Source organism: Klebsiella sp. PK01 (assembly GCF_057624675.1).
Genome location: NZ_JBYEZM010000003.1, coordinates 150,080 through 165,591, shown reverse-complemented (window position 1 = coordinate 165,591; position 15,512 = coordinate 150,080). Strand labels below are relative to the sequence as shown.

15 protein-coding genes and 3 pseudogenes are annotated in these 15,512 nt (G+C 55.7%); 6 read left to right on the top strand and 12 right to left on the bottom strand.

Going from position 1 to position 15,512, the window contains the following annotated elements; translation table 11 throughout:
• Positions 1-44 precede the first annotated feature (44 nt).
• Both nlpD and rpoS read left to right on the top strand, forming a co-directional pair.
• Complete coding sequence (gene nlpD / locus AC22LX_RS10430; RefSeq protein ID WP_047044288.1) at positions 45-1,187, top strand: murein hydrolase activator NlpD; 1,143 nt, start codon at positions 45-47, stop codon at positions 1,185-1,187.
• A gap of 157 nt (positions 1,188-1,344) precedes the next feature.
• Entirely contained in the window at positions 1,345-2,337 is a 993-nt protein-coding gene (gene rpoS, locus AC22LX_RS10425) for an RNA polymerase sigma factor RpoS (RefSeq protein ID WP_015369990.1), read from the top strand.
• A 52-nt stretch (positions 2,338-2,389) separates the two neighbouring features.
• Here the strand turns inward: rpoS and AC22LX_RS10420 are convergent, their stop codons facing one another.
• Positions 2,390-2,767, bottom strand: a complete 378-nt coding sequence (locus AC22LX_RS10420; protein ID WP_047044290.1) for a DUF4440 domain-containing protein — start codon at positions 2,765-2,767, stop codon at positions 2,390-2,392.
• Positions 2,768-2,890: 123 nt separating this feature from the next.
• On the opposite strand from AC22LX_RS10420, the gene AC22LX_RS10415 reads away from it, so the two are divergent.
• Positions 2,891-3,778, top strand: a complete 888-nt coding sequence (locus AC22LX_RS10415; RefSeq protein WP_063447537.1) for a LysR family transcriptional regulator — start codon at positions 2,891-2,893, stop codon at positions 3,776-3,778.
• On the opposite strand, the gene AC22LX_RS10410 is transcribed toward AC22LX_RS10415, so the two are convergent.
• Positions 3,775-4,194, bottom strand: a complete 420-nt coding sequence (locus tag AC22LX_RS10410) for a MarR family winged helix-turn-helix transcriptional regulator (RefSeq protein ID WP_047044293.1) — start codon at positions 4,192-4,194, stop codon at positions 3,775-3,777. The genes AC22LX_RS10415 and AC22LX_RS10410 overlap by 4 nt on opposite strands.
• Before the next feature lie 173 nt (positions 4,195-4,367).
• On the opposite strand from AC22LX_RS10410, the gene AC22LX_RS10405 reads away from it, so the two are divergent.
• Genes AC22LX_RS10405 through AC22LX_RS10395 form a run of 3 tightly spaced genes read left to right on the top strand, consistent with a single transcriptional unit; the run spans position 4,368 to position 6,635 of the window.
• Entirely contained in the window at positions 4,368-4,958 is a 591-nt protein-coding gene (locus AC22LX_RS10405) for a non-oxidative hydroxyarylic acid decarboxylases subunit B (RefSeq protein ID WP_487333972.1), read from the top strand.
• A gap of 2 nt (positions 4,959-4,960) precedes the next feature.
• Positions 4,961-6,388, top strand: a complete 1,428-nt coding sequence (locus tag AC22LX_RS10400; RefSeq protein WP_045361374.1) for a non-oxidative hydroxyarylic acid decarboxylases subunit C — start codon at positions 4,961-4,963, stop codon at positions 6,386-6,388.
• A gap of 10 nt (positions 6,389-6,398) precedes the next feature.
• Positions 6,399-6,635, top strand: coding sequence for a non-oxidative hydroxyarylic acid decarboxylases subunit D (locus AC22LX_RS10395; protein WP_047067063.1), 237 nt, complete (start codon positions 6,399-6,401; stop codon positions 6,633-6,635).
• 80 nt (positions 6,636-6,715) lie between these two features.
• Here the strand turns inward: AC22LX_RS10395 and mutS are convergent, their stop codons facing one another.
• The 10 genes and pseudogenes from mutS to AC22LX_RS10345 form a co-directional block, all read right to left on the bottom strand.
• Entirely contained in the window at positions 6,716-9,277 is a 2,562-nt protein-coding gene (mutS, locus tag AC22LX_RS10390; RefSeq protein WP_042895300.1) for a DNA mismatch repair protein MutS, read from the bottom strand.
• A 180-nt stretch (positions 9,278-9,457) separates the two neighbouring features.
• Positions 9,458-9,570 (bottom strand): annotated as a pseudogene (gene hmuV / locus AC22LX_RS10385) (heme ABC transporter ATP-binding protein); the annotation flags it as partial.
• 185 nt (positions 9,571-9,755) lie between these two features.
• Positions 9,756-10,139, bottom strand: a complete 384-nt coding sequence (locus tag AC22LX_RS10380) for a DUF943 family protein (RefSeq protein WP_487334014.1) — start codon at positions 10,137-10,139, stop codon at positions 9,756-9,758.
• A gap of 49 nt (positions 10,140-10,188) precedes the next feature.
• Positions 10,189-10,998, bottom strand: a pseudogene (locus AC22LX_RS10375) (DUF3289 family protein).
• 59 nt (positions 10,999-11,057) lie between these two features.
• Positions 11,058-11,189: pseudogene (locus AC22LX_RS10370) on the bottom strand (IS630 family transposase); the annotation flags it as partial.
• Positions 11,190-11,465: 276 nt separating this feature from the next.
• The gene (locus tag AC22LX_RS10365) at positions 11,466-11,858 is read right to left on the bottom strand and encodes a hypothetical protein (protein WP_487333971.1); all 393 of its coding nucleotides are present in this window, start codon (positions 11,856-11,858) and stop codon (positions 11,466-11,468) included.
• A 25-nt stretch (positions 11,859-11,883) separates the two neighbouring features.
• Positions 11,884-12,663, bottom strand: a complete 780-nt coding sequence (locus AC22LX_RS10360; RefSeq protein WP_063447783.1) for a heme ABC transporter ATP-binding protein — start codon at positions 12,661-12,663, stop codon at positions 11,884-11,886.
• Positions 12,656-13,651: a FecCD family ABC transporter permease gene (locus AC22LX_RS10355; protein ID WP_045395356.1), complete on the bottom strand. Its 996-nt coding sequence runs from the start codon at positions 13,649-13,651 to the stop codon at positions 12,656-12,658. The genes AC22LX_RS10360 and AC22LX_RS10355 overlap by 8 nt, the downstream gene beginning before the upstream one ends.
• Complete coding sequence (locus tag AC22LX_RS10350) at positions 13,651-14,469, bottom strand: heme/hemin ABC transporter substrate-binding protein (protein ID WP_045395358.1); 819 nt, start codon at positions 14,467-14,469, stop codon at positions 13,651-13,653. The genes AC22LX_RS10355 and AC22LX_RS10350 overlap by 1 nt, the downstream gene beginning before the upstream one ends.
• On the bottom strand, positions 14,466-15,497 hold the full coding sequence (locus AC22LX_RS10345; protein ID WP_045395360.1) for a hemin-degrading factor: 1,032 nt from the start codon (positions 15,495-15,497) through the stop codon (positions 14,466-14,468). Before AC22LX_RS10345 ends, AC22LX_RS10350 begins: the two co-directional genes overlap by 4 nt.
• Between the last annotated feature and the right edge of the window lie 15 nt (positions 15,498-15,512).

Here is a 15,512-nt window from a genome sequence, read left to right as displayed (position 1 = left end):
CCGGTAAGCAAGATATTGGCAGTTAACATATTCCTGGGGGATAAATGAGCGCGGGAAGCCCAAAATTTACCGTAAGCCGTATTGCGGCGTTGTCACTGGTTTCACTCTGGCTGGCCGGGTGTACAAATACCAATAATCCGCCTGCGCCGGTGAATTCGGCAAGCGGCGCTGCGTCCTCCAGCACCAATTCCGGGATGCTGATTACACCGCCATCTTCCGGCGGGCAGCAAGTTCCTCCGGCTCAGCCGATTCAACCGATGCAGACCCAGCCAATTCAGACTCAGCCGACCCAGGTTCAGCCGATGGCACAGCAGCCGGTGCAGACGGTGAACGGTAAGATTGTTTACAACCGTAAATATGGCGATATTCCGAAAGGTAGCTATACCGGCGGCAGTACCTATACCGTTAAGCGCGGCGATACCCTGTTCTATATCGCGTGGGTCACCGGCAACGATTTCCGCGACCTTGCGGAACGCAACAACGTCCCGGCGCCGTACGCGCTGAACGTGGGTCAGGTGCTGCAGGTCGGCAACTCCGCAGGCCAGCCGATCACCGGCGAAAATCCGGTATCTCAGGCTAGCGCGCAGGCAAGCGGCGGTGCGACGGCCACCACAACTTCTGCACAAAAATCCACCGCAGTGGTTGCGTCACAACCGACTATTACGTATTCTGAATCTTCAGGTGAACAGAGTGCTACTAAGATGTTGCCGAATAATAAACCAGCAACGACCACGACGACGGTCGCTCCGGTTACGGCGCCATCAACCGTTAGCACAACCCAACCGACTGCAAGCAGTACGTCTACCAGTTCGCCGATCTCATCATGGCGCTGGCCGACTGATGGCAAGGTTATCGAGAACTTTAGCGGCGCGGAAGGCGGCAATAAAGGTATCGACATTGCAGGCAGTAAAGGACAGGCTATTGTCGCGACCGCCGATGGGCGCGTCGTCTATGCCGGTAACGCACTGCGCGGTTACGGTAATCTTATTATCATCAAACACAACGATGATTACCTGAGTGCCTACGCTCATAACGATACCATGCTGGTTCGGGAGCAACAGGAAGTCAAAGCGGGGCAGAAAATCGCTACCATGGGTAGCACCGGAACCAGCTCAACAAGATTACATTTTGAAATTCGTTACAAGGGGAAATCCGTCAACCCGCTGCAGTACTTACCGCAGCGATAATTTGGCAAAGTACGGATAAGCGTAACACCATGAAAGGCGCCAGGGCGGTCGTGATATGCCTCCTTCAGTGGAGGCATAAAGAGGATAACTCCGGCGTCGTTTAGTGATGGGTCGCGGAAGGTGCTTTGCTCAGGGATCACGGGTAGGAGCCACCTTTATGAGTCAGAATACGCTGAAAGTTCATGATTTAAATGAAGACGCGGAATTTGATGAGAACGGAATGGAGGTTTTCGACGAGAAAGCCTTAGTAGAAGAGGAACCCAGTGATAGCGATCTGGCTGAGGAAGAGCTGCTGTCGCAAGGCGCCACCCAGCGCGTTCTCGATGCGACACAGCTGTATCTTGGTGAGATTGGTTATTCCCCGCTGCTGACGGCCGAAGAAGAAGTCTATTTCGCCCGTCGCGCACTACGTGGAGATGTTGCTTCACGCCGTCGCATGATTGAAAGTAACCTGCGTCTGGTGGTGAAGATCGCTCGTCGTTACAGCAATCGTGGTCTGGCGCTGCTGGATCTGATTGAAGAAGGTAACCTCGGCCTGATCCGCGCAGTTGAGAAGTTTGACCCGGAACGTGGGTTCCGTTTTTCAACCTACGCTACCTGGTGGATCCGTCAAACGATTGAACGGGCGATTATGAACCAAACCCGTACCATTCGTTTGCCTATCCATATTGTGAAAGAGCTGAACGTTTATCTGCGTACCGCGCGCGAGTTGTCGCATAAGCTGGACCACGAGCCAAGCGCTGAAGAGATAGCCGAACAGCTGGATAAACCGGTTGATGACGTTAGTCGTATGCTGCGTCTGAACGAGCGCATTACCTCAGTGGATACCCCGCTGGGCGGTGACTCAGAAAAAGCGCTGCTGGATATTCTGGCCGATGAAAAAGACAACGGCCCGGAAGACACCACGCAGGACGATGATATGAAACAAAGCATCGTCAAATGGTTGTTCGAACTGAACGCCAAACAGCGCGAAGTACTGGCTCGTCGTTTTGGGCTGCTGGGTTATGAATCCGCAACGCTTGAAGATGTGGGTCGTGAAATCGGCCTGACCCGCGAACGCGTGCGTCAGATTCAGGTTGAAGGCCTGCGCCGCCTGCGGGAGATCCTGCAGGGACAGGGGCTAAACATCGAAGCGCTATTCCGCGAATAAATCGTTTTCTCTCAAAAAGGCCCAATCCTGCGATTGGGCCTTTTCCTTTGTATTAACCGATGCGGGTTTCCTGCAGGTGACGCCAGAAGATTTTCCCCTCAATGCGCTGAAATATCGCCGTCGACCAGCGCACGATCTCGCCTTGTTCCGGCAGGGTCTGGCTTTCGCGGTACAGCACCGCGCCGCCGTCTTGCCATTCGCTCAATACCTGCGCATTATCAACCACGATGCTTAATCCCGGGCGGCTGCCGCCCGCGCTATGGAAAAAACCGCTTACCGTCGGGTAATCCATCTTAGCGCCGCTGATAGGAACCATTGTAAATTCTTGCGCAAAGCGGCTCATCAGCGCTTGCGCGCTACCTTCTTTCCGGCCCAGCCATTGTTCAATGATTACGTGGGCGTCGATAACTTCTTGGATCCATGGGTTCATGTTTTCTCCGGGTTAAGCTGCAGGCGATTGCAGATGAGTACTGTAAACCGCGCGTCAGGGGCGGATAAATGCGCTTTTCAGGGATATACTGTCTAAAATTTTTTGACAATAAGCGTCATTCAAATGCTAAACCTGCAGCGCGTTACCATGTTTGTCGCCGTTGTTGATGCCGGGAGCTTTACCGCGGCGGCGGCGGCGCTTGGGCAAACCAAAGCGGTGGTTAGTTTTAACGTTCGTCAGCTAGAGAGTGAACTGGGAGTGACGTTGCTTCTACGTTCGACGCGCCGGTTAACGCTCACCGAAGCCGGGGCGGTGTTTTACCAGCGCGGCGTCGGGCTGCTGAAAGCCGCGGAGAATTTACAGGACGAGGTGCGCGCCAGCCACGCCGGGTTAAGCGGCGAACTGCGGATCACCACCACCCCGGAATATGGCGCGCAGGTGATCATCCCGGCGCTGGCGGAATTCGCTCGTCGACATCCGGCGTTGCGGGTGCGCCACGTCTCATCGTCGTATCATGCGGATTTGATCTCGGAACGGTTTGATGTCGCGATACGCCTCGGTACCCTGGCCGATTCGCGCTATCACGCGGCTCGGATTTCGCGTTTCGCCATCGTGCCCGTGGCCTCACCGGGATGGCTGGATAAACATCCGCTGCGCACGCTTGCCGACCTGGCGCAGGCGGCGTGGATTGTTAACGAGCGCCTGGCGACGCCGCTACGCTGGCAGCTCCTGACCGCCGAAGGGCAATCGATCGCTTTTGAAATTACGCAACCGCCGCGGATCTCAGCCGATAGCGCACAAGCGTTAATGGGCTTTGCGCTGGCGGGAAGCGGGGTGGCGCTACTCCCGGAGTGGCTGGTGGCCGAAGCCATCGCGCGGCAGGAGCTGGTGCGGGTATTGCCGGAGTATATTTTTCCCTCCCAGGGGGTATACGCCGTCTACCCGGACGCGCAGCATGTGCCAACCAAGGTCCGGGCATTTATCGATTTTCTGCGTGAACGAACCGCTTAATCCGCGTTTTTATTTTCCATCATTTTTAGGACCAGCCTGGAAAACTGCGCGCGCTCCTCTTCGTTAAGGCGGCTCAAAAACTCTTCATCGACACGGTTGCCCTGCGGCATGGAATTTGCGAGCAGCGCCTGCCCCTCATCCGTCAGATAGACAAAACGGCGACGTTTATCGGTCGGATCGTGTTCGCGGCGCACCAGCCCGCGTTTTTCCATCCGGCTTAGCATCTCCGCCAGCGTCGCTTTCGTGCTGACGGCCGCTTCGATAAGCGTCACCTGCTCGATTCCAGGATGTTCGGCTACCGAGCGCATCACTGCATATTGCGGCTTGGTCAGTTCCGGTAATTCATGTTGCCAGCGCGCGGTATGCTGTTGAAAAAGCTGGCGCAGAAGGTGGAACGCTTCGTTACGTAACTCCATGAACACTCCGTCACAAAAATATCACCTTTATGATAGCCGCATTTACGGCTTCTTTTCACATCTCATTTTTTTGATTATTGATGCGGATCGTATGCGAACGATATTGAGATCCCGTAAAAATGAGCGTAGTTTTAATACAAAGGTTCGTATACGAACAATGTGTGAGGTAGTGAATGAAACTGATTATTGGGATGACCGGGGCGACCGGCGCGCCGTTGGGCGTCACGCTGTTGCAAGCGCTGAACGAAATGCCGGATGTGGAAACGCACCTGGTGATGTCGAAATGGGCAAAAACCACCATTGAGCTGGAAACGCCCTATAGCGCTCGTGAAGTCGCCGGGCTGGCGGATTTCTGCCATAGCCCGGCGGATCAGGCCGCGACCATCTCATCAGGATCGTTTCGTACCGATGGCATGATTGTTATCCCCTGCAGCATGAAAACGCTGGCGGGTATCCGCGCTGGCTATGCGGAAGGGTTAGTCGGCCGCGCGGCGGACGTCGTGCTGAAAGAGGGGCGCAAGCTGGTTCTGGTGCCGCGAGAAATGCCGCTGAGCACCATTCATCTGGAGAACATGCTGGCGCTGTCGCGCATGGGCGTGGCGATGGTGCCGCCGATGCCTGCCTACTACAACCATCCGGAAACGGTCGAGGATATCACCAACCATATCGTGACCCGGGTGCTGGATCAGTTTGGTCTCGAATATCACAAAGCGCGCCGCTGGAACGGCCTGCGCGCGGTCGAGAATTTATCACAGGAGAATTAATCATGGCTTTTGATGATTTACGCAGCTTTTTGCAGGCGCTTGATGAGCAGGGGCAACTGCTAAAAATTAGCGAAGAGGTGAATGCCGAGCCGGATCTCGCCGCTGCCGCTAACGCCACAGGGCGCATCGGTGACGGCGCGCCAGCGCTATGGTTCGATAACATTCGCGGCTTTACCGATGCCCGTGTCGCCATGAACACCATCGGTTCCTGGCAAAACCACGCGATTTCGCTGGGGCTGCCGCCAAACACGCCGGTGAAAAAACAGATTGATGAATTTATTCGCCGCTGGGATAAATTCCCGGTAACGCCGGAGCGTCGCGCTAATCCAGCGTGGGCGGAAAACACCGTTGATGGCGACGATATCAACCTGTTCGATATTCTGCCGCTGTTCCGCCTGAACGATGGCGACGGTGGTTTCTATCTCGACAAAGCCTGTGTGGTTTCTCGCGATCCGCTTGACCCGGACAACTTCGGTAAACAGAACGTCGGTATTTACCGGATGGAAGTGAAAGGCAAGCGCAAGCTGGGCCTGCAGCCGGTACCGATGCACGATATTGCGCTGCATCTGCATAAAGCGGAAGAGCGCGGTGAGGATCTGCCTATTGCCATCACCCTGGGTAACGACCCGATTATCACCCTGATGGGCGCGACGCCGCTGAAGTATGACCAGTCAGAATATGAGATGGCGGGCGCGCTGCGAGAAAGCCCGTATCCCATCGCCACCGCGCCGTTGACCGGCTTTGACGTACCGTGGGGCTCGGAAGTGATCCTTGAAGGGGTGATTGAAGGGCGCAAGCGTGAAATCGAAGGGCCGTTCGGCGAGTTCACCGGCCACTACTCAGGCGGCCGCAATATGACGGTGGTGCGTATCGATAAAGTCTCTTATCGCACAAAACCGATTTTTGAATCGTTGTATCTCGGTATGCCGTGGACTGAAATCGACTATCTGATGGGCCCGGCGACCTGCGTGCCGCTGTACCAGCAGCTGAAAGCCGAGTTCCCGGAGGTGCAGGCGGTCAACGCCATGTACACCCATGGCCTGCTGGCGATTATCTCCACCAAAAAACGCTACGGCGGTTTTGCCCGCGCGGTGGGATTACGGGCGATGACTACCCCGCACGGACTCGGCTACGTGAAAATGGTCATTATGGTCGATGAAGATGTCGATCCGTTCAACCTGCCGCAGGTGATGTGGGCGCTCTCCTCGAAGGTCAACCCGGCGGGCGACCTGGTGCAGTTGCCGAACATGTCGGTACTGGAGCTCGATCCTGGTTCAAGCCCGGCGGGGATCACCGACAAATTGATTATCGACGCCACCACTCCGGTTGCGCCGGACCTTCGCGGTCACTACAGCCAGCCGGTGCAGGATTTACCGGAAACCAAAGCCTGGGCTGAAAAACTGACCGCCATGTTGGCCAACCGTAAATAAGGAGAAAAAGATGATTTGTCCACGTTGCGCTGATGAACAGATTGAAGTGATGGCGACGTCGCCGGTAAAAGGGGTATGGATTGTTTATCAGTGCCAGCACTGCCTCTATACCTGGCGTAATACCGAACCGCTGCGTCGTACCAGCCGCGAACATTATCCGGAAGCGTTCCGCATGACGCAGAAAGATATTGATGACGCGCCGCAGGTACCGCACGTACCGCCGCTCTTACCGGAAGATAAGCGTTAATAAAACGGGCCCGCTAAAACGGGCCTTTTTTTATTTAGCACAATTATGGAAGCTTAAATCAAGAATTCACATTAATGGAGCTACACCAGGCTTTTCAGGCGGTAAATCCACTCCAGCGCCTGACGCGGGCTCAGTGAATCCGGGTCAAGATTCTCCAGCGCTTCCAGCGCCGGTGAGGTCTCTTCCGGCGCGGAGAGCAGCGACATCTGCGTACCATCAACCTGCGTGGCGGCGGCATTTGGCGAAATGCTCTCCAGCTCGCGCAGTTTCTGCCGCGCGCGCTTGATCACCTCTTTCGGCACTCCCGCCAGCGCGGCGACCGCCAGGCCATAGCTCTTGCTGGCCGCGCCGTCCTGCACGCTGTGCATAAAGGCGATGGTATCGCCGTGCTCCAGGGCATCGAGGTGCACGTTAGCCACGCCTTCCATTTTCTCCGGCAACTGGGTGAGCTCGAAGTAGTGGGTGGCGAACAGGGTCAACGCTTTGATCTTATTCGCCAGATTCTCCGCGCAGGCCCACGCCAGCGACAGACCATCGTAGGTGGATGTGCCGCGACCAATCTCGTCCATCAGCACCAGGCTGTGTTCGGTGGCGTTGTGCAGAATATTGGCGGTTTCGGTCATCTCCACCATGAAGGTGGAACGGCCGCTCGCCAGGTCATCCGCCGCGCCGACGCGGGTAAAGATGCGGTCGATAGGGCCAATTTCTACCTTCTGCGCCGGTACGTAGCTGCCGATATAGGCCAGCAGCGCAATCAGCGCGGTCTGGCGCATATAGGTACTTTTACCGCCCATGTTGGGCCCGGTGATGATCAGCATGCGGCGCTGCGGCGCCAGCTGCAGCGGGTTGGCGATAAATGGCTCTTTCAGTACCTGCTCCACCACCGGGTGACGGCCTTCGGTAATGCGAATACCGGGTTTATCGATAAAGGTCGGGCAGCAGTAGTTCAGGGTTTCCGCGCGTTCCGCGAGGTTCACCAGTACGTCCAGCTCGGCCAGCGCGCTGGCGCTGGTTTGTAAGTCGGCCAGATGCGGCAGCAGTTTTTCGAACAGGTCGTCATAGAGCTGTTTTTCCAGCGCCAGCGCCTTGCCTTTAGACGTCAGTACTTTATCTTCGTATTCCTTCAGTTCCGGAATAATGTAGCGCTCGGCGTTTTTCAGCGTCTGGCGGCGCACGTAGTGGATCGGCGCATGCTGGCTCTGGCCGCGGCTGATCTGGATGTAGTAACCGTGAACGGCATTGTAGCCGACCTTCAGGGTATCAAGGCCCAGCCGCTCGCGTTCGCGGATTTCCAGTTTGTCGAGATAATCGGTCGCGCCATCGGCCAGCGCCCGCCACTCATCCAGCTCTTCATTATAACCCGGAGCAATAACGCCGCCGTCACGTACCAGCACCGGCGGCGCATCGATGATCGCGCGTTCCAGCAGTTCACGCAGTTCGGCGAACTCGCCCATTTTCTCGCGCAGCTGTTGCACCGGCTGACAGTCAACGTCGGCCAGCAGCTCGCGCAGCAGCGGCAGCTGCTGGAAGGCATGGCGCATGCGGGCTAAATCGCGCGGGCGGGCGGTACGCAGCGCCAGACGCGCCAGAATACGTTCGAGATCGCCGACCTGACGCAGCACCGGCTGCAGCTCGGTATAGCGTTCCTGTAAGGCGCCAATCGTTTGTTGGCGTTCAACCAGCACCGCGGTATCGCGTACCGGCATATGCAGCCAGCGTTTGAGCATGCGGCTGCCCATCGGCGTGACCGTGCAGTCGAGTACCGAGGCAAGGGTGTTATCAACGCCGCCGGCGAGATTCTGGGTGATCTCCAGATTGCGACGGGTGGCGGCATCCATAATGATGCTGTCCTGCTGGCGTTCCATAGTGATGGAGCGGATATGCGGCAGCGAGGTGCGCTGGGTATCTTTGACGTACTGCAACAGGCAACCGGCGGCGCACAGCCCGCGCGGGGCGTTTTCGACGCCGAAGCCCACCAGATCGCGGGTGCCGAACTGCAGGTTGAGCTGCTGGCGCGCGGTATCGATTTCGAACTCCCATAGCGGGCGACGGCGCAGGCCGCGGCGGCCTTCAATCAGTGACGATTCGGCAAAATCTTCCGCATACAGCAGTTCCGCCGGATTGGTACGTTGTAGTTCCGCCGCCATGGTCTCGCGGTCGGCCGGTTCGCTCAGGCGAAAGCGCCCGGAGCTGATATCCAGCGTCGCGTAGCCGAAGCCCTTGCTGTCCTGCCAGATGGCGGCCAGCAGGTTGTCCTGGCGCTCCTGCAGCAGCGCTTCATCGCTGATGGTGCCCGGCGTGACGATGCGTACCACTTTGCGTTCAACCGGCCCTTTGGTGGTGGCCGGATCGCCAATCTGTTCGCAAATCGCGACCGACTCGCCCTGGTTTACCAACTTTGCGAGATAGTTTTCCACCGCGTGGTGGGGAATGCCGGCCATGGGAATCGGTTCGCCCGCGGAAGCGCCGCGTTTGGTCAGCGAGATATCGAGCAGCTGCGAGGCGCGTTTGGCGTCGTCATAAAACAGCTCGTAAAAGTCGCCCATCCGGTAAAACAGCAGGATCTCCGGATGCTGAGCCTTCAGCTTCAGATACTGCTGCATCATTGGGGTATGGGCGTCTAAATTGTCGATTGTGCTCATAGGGTGTTATCCAGGTCCCTGATTTTTAATAGAGTGCGATTTTATTATTGTCGTCGTTATCGCATGAGGAAGACATGATAACGGAGATAGGCATTTGAGGGAAAGTGACGAAGTAGATGCAGCGATCCTGATTCCACTTCGCGAACGCGCGGCCATCGCTAAGCTGGCCGCGCGTGACGTTCAGGGCGCCAGATAAACCTGCGGAATCGCTTTTTCCGGGTGCTGGCCGAGGCGCACATCCGCGCCGTACCGCGGCTAATGATTTCTCGCTGGATAACCTGACGCAGCGTGCCCTGCGACCTTCGTATCAGTGCCTAATTAATCTTTTATGAGTATATAGATTGTTTTTTTCAATTTATATACTTAAACACAACCGCTCCACAATGCACGATTAAACAATTTTTGGGCGATGCTTCGAAATACAGTAGACTCTCATTGTTTCATTTTAATATATATGGTTAGGTGTGGAAAGCAATATTCATTGTAATTCAATTTTCCCATCATCTTTCTGGATATATGTTTTACCGTCAATGTTTATGAACTGTTTTCCTTTAAGTTGACCTCTGACAATTATAGCTATATTGTTATAAACACATTTTTCATGCTTTCCATTAGTATCATCAAAGCAGGTATAATCATCGATAGAACCGTCCATTGTTCCTTTAGGTAATTCGTCATAACCATCAAAGCTCATGATGGTAACCGTGAAGTTATACGGTTTATTAATGATGTGATATTTTTCCTGCAATAGCTCTTTGTTTTTCAACCACCATTTTAGTTTTCCTTCTGTTGTCATTGGTAAGTGTTCTACAAAAACAGCACTATTATCGACTCTGACAATTTTTGTTGGTCTGACAGCCAGTCATATGCAATATGCAACGATTAAAACAATTACAGTCGTTACGGTTTTTTTATATTTGAACATTGGTTTCTCCTGTCAGTGTTATTGTGGCTTCAAAATTAGTGAAGAATGGTTTTTGAGCCAAATGCTTTGCACGCTGCAGAACAAACCATATCCTAAAAAAGGCAATCGAATTGAATTTAGCTTTCATTATATCTTCTCTGTCTAATCCAAAATGATCCTGTGCCCTGTATTTAACAACCGCAGTGTATTTTTTTCCTTCGAGAGTGAGGCTCTCAATGGAAATCTCTGTACTGTTTACATCATGAACGGTAATACCCATTCCATTAACCCAGTCTTTCCATCTTGTGTATTTGGGTAAATGACTTTTATATAGATCATTGGTGAAATTTTCTTTGGTCAGTTTCTATTTGCTAAAATCAAACTGTTCGATGCCTCTTTTTATTATGGCTCTGGCGCTGTTCGGGAAGTTATCAGCCAGGATTAAATTTCTGTACGCAGTATTCATTGCTGGATTTTGATAATCTCTTCCATTATTTCGTTGCATATGATTGAAAAGATCTTTGATTAAACCCTGGTATGGTCCCTGAAAAGAAAATACATACGACTGCGATCTTAACTCATCATATAGCATTGCAATGGCTTTTTCTCTGCTTACGGGCTGTATTGAATTCAGATAGGGGTGTTTATAGGAAGGACCAAAAGTTGTCCAGTCGATGAAATTTGATACTTGCCCAAGATGATAATGCTTTTTTAGTGTGTCAACATCAATATCGCCGCTTTGCATATCATCGGCATTTCTGTCATTGAATTTTTTTTGGGTTGAGAAGATTATCAGTCTACTGTCGATTACGTTCATTTGAAATAAATCCCTTACAGTCAAATGCGCAACCACTATACAACTATACTCAATAAACCTCAAGGCGCAGATTTAAGCACCTGAAAGTGATCGTTAATTCGATATGTAAGAGATCCTGCTATATCCGGTAGCATCTGTTTGAAGAATACCGATATCGCATCTCTGAACTCCCGTGAATTATTGAAATAACGGTATAGCAAAAGCGCTCCCGGTAATCCTCCCAACAAACGTCCGCCTGCAGATGCTGATGTTTCTATTTGAATACAATGGGATCTTGATGCTGGGCCAACATTAATTCACCAGATAGGGTATGGATAGAACTCTTGTTTCATAAAAGCTGGTTAAAAGTGGAGTACTATTTCACACAGCTATTTAGCCAGAACTCTAGTCTGTTTTCTCTTGTGTTCAATACCAGCCCCCTCTACCCATTTTGGAAGATTGGTTCGTTTGCCGGGATACTTACAATATTAGCGGCTGCCATCGAAGCGTGCAGGTGCAGGGTGAGCGCAGATTTTAATATAATGTTTTAACATCAGAGGACGTGAAACGCCGCGCGGGTCGCCGGTGAATGGGAGCTGAATGAAGGGCCTTGAGGGTATTTCAACCCGCCATGTCGTATCGCCAATAAAGCTGAACTCGACTGAATTTGAATGTATTTTCAGGTCAGTGAACGAATCTGTCAGGTACGCGCCACCCAGCGTCAATATTTCTTTCACGCCATCATTTACATCGAGTAGTATGATTTTGAGTGCTTCTTCATAGGGAACGTCATCAGTAAGAAATAAAAGCATAACTTCCAGCGAGTAACTTAACAATATTGTTAATATCAGTTGGTTAATCAAATGCAAACGCGCGGCCATCAGCTAAGCTGACCGCGCGTGGCGTTCAGGGCGCCAGATAAACCTGCGGAATCGCTTTTTCCGGGTGCTGGCCGAGGCGCACGTCCGCCCCGTACCAACGGCTAATGATTTCTTGCTGAATAACCTGACGCGGCGTGCCCTGCGCGACCACCTGTCCCTGGTGTAGCAGCAGAATCTGGTCGGCCCACAGGGCTGCGAGGTTGAGATCGTGCAGCACCACGCAGACATGCAGCTGGCCGCTCGCGGTCAGTCGTTTGAGCAGGCGCAGCAGATGCTGTTGATAGTAGAGATCCAGCGCCGAGGTGGGTTCATCCAGAAACAGCCAGCCCTGCGGCGCGCCGTTTTGCCACAGTTGGGCGAGGCAACGGGCCAGCTGTACCCGCTGCTGCTCGCCGCCGGAAAGCGACGGATAGCGCCTGCCGCGCAAATGATCGCAGCCGGTTTCCACCATAATATCGCGCAGAGTCTGCGGACTGGCGGTCGCTTCCCACGGCGAGCGCCCCATGGCGATAACCGTTTCCACCGTCCAGTCGGCCTGGAGTGGAGTGCGCTGCAACATCACCGCCCGGCGGCGCGATAGCGCCTGCGGCGACCAGCGCTCCAGCGCTTTGCCGTCCATCATGCGTTCGCCACTGTCCGGGGTAAGGAAGCCGGTTAGCAGCCGCAGCAGGGTGGATTTTCCCGCGCCGTTCGGGCCGATCAGCGCGGTCATCTCGCCGCCGCGAAGCGTCAGCGAAACCTGGTCAATCACCTGTCGTTGGCCGAGCCGCAGCGACAGACCTTGCGCCAGATAGTCTTTATCCATGGATTGGTTTCTCCCGACGAAATATCAGCCACAGGAACCACGGCGCGCCGAGCAGGCTGGTCAGCAGCCCCACCGGCATCTCCGCCGGCGCGGCGACGGTGCGCGCCAGGGTATCGGCAATCAGCAGCAGAATCGCGCCCGCCAGCAGCGAGCCGGGGATGAGACCCCGGTGGTCCGCCCCCAGCCACAGTCGCATCAGATGCGGCACCACCAGGCCGATAAAGCCGATGACGCCGCTTATCGCTACCGCCGCGGCGACCAGTACCGCGCTGCATAGCAACAGCAGCCGCTGCAGCGCCCGCACGTTAACGCCGAGATAGTGCGCCTCTTCATCGCCGAGTTGCAGCAGATTAAGTCGTGTTGCCATCCGCCACACCGCTATTGACGCCGGAATAATCAAGCTGGCCGCCACCAGCAGCGTCGGCCATTCGGCCTGGCCGAGGCTTCCCATTCCCCACAGCGACAGCTGGCGTAGCTGAGCATCGTTGCTTAGCCACGCCAGCACGCCGACCAGCGCGCCGCATAAGGCGTTGATGGCGATCCCCACCAGCAGCAGCCGCGACAGCGAACCGTCGCCTGCCCGGCTGAGGATAAAAATCACCACCATCACCGCCAGGCTGCCGATAAACGCCGCCAGCATCGGCATATACAGGGCTAACAGCGCCGGCACGCTGAGCGGCAGCACCAGCCAGCAGGCCACCGCCAGCGCCGCGCCGCTGCTGATACCCAGCAGACCTGGATCGGCGAGCGGGTTGCGAAACAGCCCCTGCATCACGCAGCCGGACAGGGCCAGCGCGGCGCCGACCAGCAGCGCCAGCAGCACTCGCGGCAGACGGATCGTCAGCCAGATATGGCGCAGGATTTCATCGCCGGAGGGTAGCAGGTTGATCAATGGCAATCGCATTGCGCCGAGGGTGGTCGCGTAGAGCGTCAATACGACCAGCAGCAGCGCCATTAACAGCAAATGGCGAACGAGGGCAGGGCGCATCAGGGTGACTGCTCCGCTTTTTGCCGCAGTTCGAGGATCGCCTGCGGCGTACGCGGGCCGAAGCCGAGCAGGGCCATATCGTCGATCGCCAGTAGCTGTTTATGGCGGCCTGCCGGCGTTTGCGCCAGACCGGGCAGTTTCCATAGCCCGCTTTCGCCGCCCATCCCTTTGAGGCCATCGGCGGAAATCACCACCAGATCCGCCTGGCTTGCGGCCACCCCTTCCTGCGACATCGCGCGATAATGGTCGAAACCCTGCATCGCATTTTGCAGCCCGGCGGCGCGAATCGCGCCATCGGCGGCGGTGTGCTGCCCGGCCACCATGGTGTTCATTCCGCCGTGGCTGAGGATAAACAGTACCCGTTTGGCGATAGGGCGTGTGGGAAGGGCGGCTATCTGCTGCCGGACCTGCTGGCGCAGCACGTCGCCTGCCGGAGTTTTATCTAATGCTTCGGCGATAACGGCGATTTTGTTATCGATAGCGGCAAGGTTATCGCCGCCCGGCACGTTGACGACCTTAACCTGGTTTTCCTGCACTTTCTGCAGCACCAGCGACGGCTGCGCCTGCGCGCTGGCCAGTACCAGCTGCGGGCGTAAGGAGAGGATCCCCTCGGCGCTTAATTGCCGTAGATAGCCGACGTCCGGTAGCTTTTGCGCGGCGGCAGGCCAGGTGCTGGTGCTGTCCTTCGCCACCAGTTGCTGCCCGGCGTTCAGCGCGTAGACGATTTCGGTAACGTCGCCGCCGAGGGAAATCACCCGTTCGGCGGCCGCGCTGGCGAACAGCGGCAGTGCGGCAAGCAGTATTCCCCAACGTTTCATGCCGGCTGCCCTTCCGCACACAGACGCGCCACCTGCGCGCGCCACTGTTCTTGCTCCGGGTGGCCTTCGCTGCGCTGGCCGTACAGTTGAGCGATTTGCGTACCGTCTTTGGCAAACAGTTCGACGCTGGTCACGTGGCCATCGGAGGTCGGTTTACGGGTGACCCAGATTTCATCCACGCTGTCTTCGCGCAGATGTAGGGTGAAGGCGCTGTTGAAGATGTTGATCCAGCCGCGCATCGGCGCCAGCTTTTCCAGCGCGCCGGTGAAGATCTGCACGCAGCCGCGGTTGCCGACGAAGATCATGATTTCATTGCCGTCCTGGCGCACCGTTTCCAGCAGTCCCGGCAGCGCATTATTGTCGATGCGGCAGGCCAGATCGTCGCTCACCAGGCGGAAGGCCTGCTGACGGGAAAGATTGTGTTTACGCAGCAGACCGAAGAACTGGTGCACATCGGTCATCGCGCGCCACTCGTTTTCCAGCGCCGCGGCGTCGGCGGCGTCGGCGTACTTCACGCGATCGGCCGGGCGAATCGTCAGCGCGCCGGGCGCCGTCTCGCTGAATTTGTCTACCAGCGTTTGCCATGCCGCCATATCGGTTTGCCCGGTGGCATAGACCTTAAGCAGGGCGTCGCCGTGCGGGTCGAAGAACTGGATGCTCTGGCGGCCGTTATCGTTGAGGTGGAACACGCTCGACCACTGGCTGAGGAACAGGCGCAGGTCGAGCGCCCGCGGGTTGAGCACCAGCCCGGCGTGGCCGCTCAGGTGTTGATGGGTAAATTCGCCGACCTGCTCGTGCACCGCGTATTCGTTGCGGCAGATGCATTTGGTTTCGCCGACGCTCTCCAGGGCGGCGATAATCGCCCGTACGTCGTCGTGTAGACGCACGGCATCGTGACCAACGCGCGCGGCGGTTAATTCGGCTTCGCTAATTCCCATCTCTGCGGCGATGTCGCGGGCATATTTGGCGGTGGAGCGGGCTTTGGTGGCCTGGTAGCGCTGCCACAGATCGTCGTGTGCGTTTTGCATAATCCACATCCTTCT

Excerpts from the sequence above, each read along its gene's own strand:
- nlpD (WP_047044288.1), top strand. The coding sequence starts at position 45 with ATGAGCGCGGGAAGCCCAAAATTTACCGTAAGCCGTATTGCGGCGTTG.
- rpoS (WP_015369990.1), top strand. The coding sequence starts at position 1,345 with ATGAGTCAGAATACGCTGAAAGTTCATGATTTAAATGAAGACGCGGAA.
- AC22LX_RS10420 (WP_047044290.1), bottom strand. The coding sequence starts at position 2,767 with ATGAACCCATGGATCCAAGAAGTTATCGACGCCCACGTAATCATTGAA.
- AC22LX_RS10415 (WP_063447537.1), top strand. The coding sequence starts at position 2,891 with ATGCTAAACCTGCAGCGCGTTACCATGTTTGTCGCCGTTGTTGATGCC.
- AC22LX_RS10410 (WP_047044293.1), bottom strand. The coding sequence starts at position 4,194 with ATGGAGTTACGTAACGAAGCGTTCCACCTTCTGCGCCAGCTTTTTCAA.
- AC22LX_RS10405 (WP_487333972.1), top strand. The coding sequence starts at position 4,368 with ATGAAACTGATTATTGGGATGACCGGGGCGACCGGCGCGCCGTTGGGC.
- AC22LX_RS10400 (WP_045361374.1), top strand. The coding sequence starts at position 4,961 with ATGGCTTTTGATGATTTACGCAGCTTTTTGCAGGCGCTTGATGAGCAG.
- AC22LX_RS10395 (WP_047067063.1), top strand. The coding sequence starts at position 6,399 with ATGATTTGTCCACGTTGCGCTGATGAACAGATTGAAGTGATGGCGACG.
- mutS (WP_042895300.1), bottom strand. The coding sequence starts at position 9,277 with ATGAGCACAATCGACAATTTAGACGCCCATACCCCAATGATGCAGCAG.
- AC22LX_RS10365 (WP_487333971.1), bottom strand. The coding sequence starts at position 11,858 with ATGGCCGCGCGTTTGCATTTGATTAACCAACTGATATTAACAATATTG.
- AC22LX_RS10360 (WP_063447783.1), bottom strand. The coding sequence starts at position 12,663 with ATGGATAAAGACTATCTGGCGCAAGGTCTGTCGCTGCGGCTCGGCCAA.
- AC22LX_RS10355 (WP_045395356.1), bottom strand. The coding sequence starts at position 13,651 with ATGCGCCCTGCCCTCGTTCGCCATTTGCTGTTAATGGCGCTGCTGCTG.
- AC22LX_RS10350 (WP_045395358.1), bottom strand. The coding sequence starts at position 14,469 with ATGAAACGTTGGGGAATACTGCTTGCCGCACTGCCGCTGTTCGCCAGC.
- AC22LX_RS10345 (WP_045395360.1), bottom strand. The coding sequence starts at position 15,497 with ATGCAAAACGCACACGACGATCTGTGGCAGCGCTACCAGGCCACCAAA.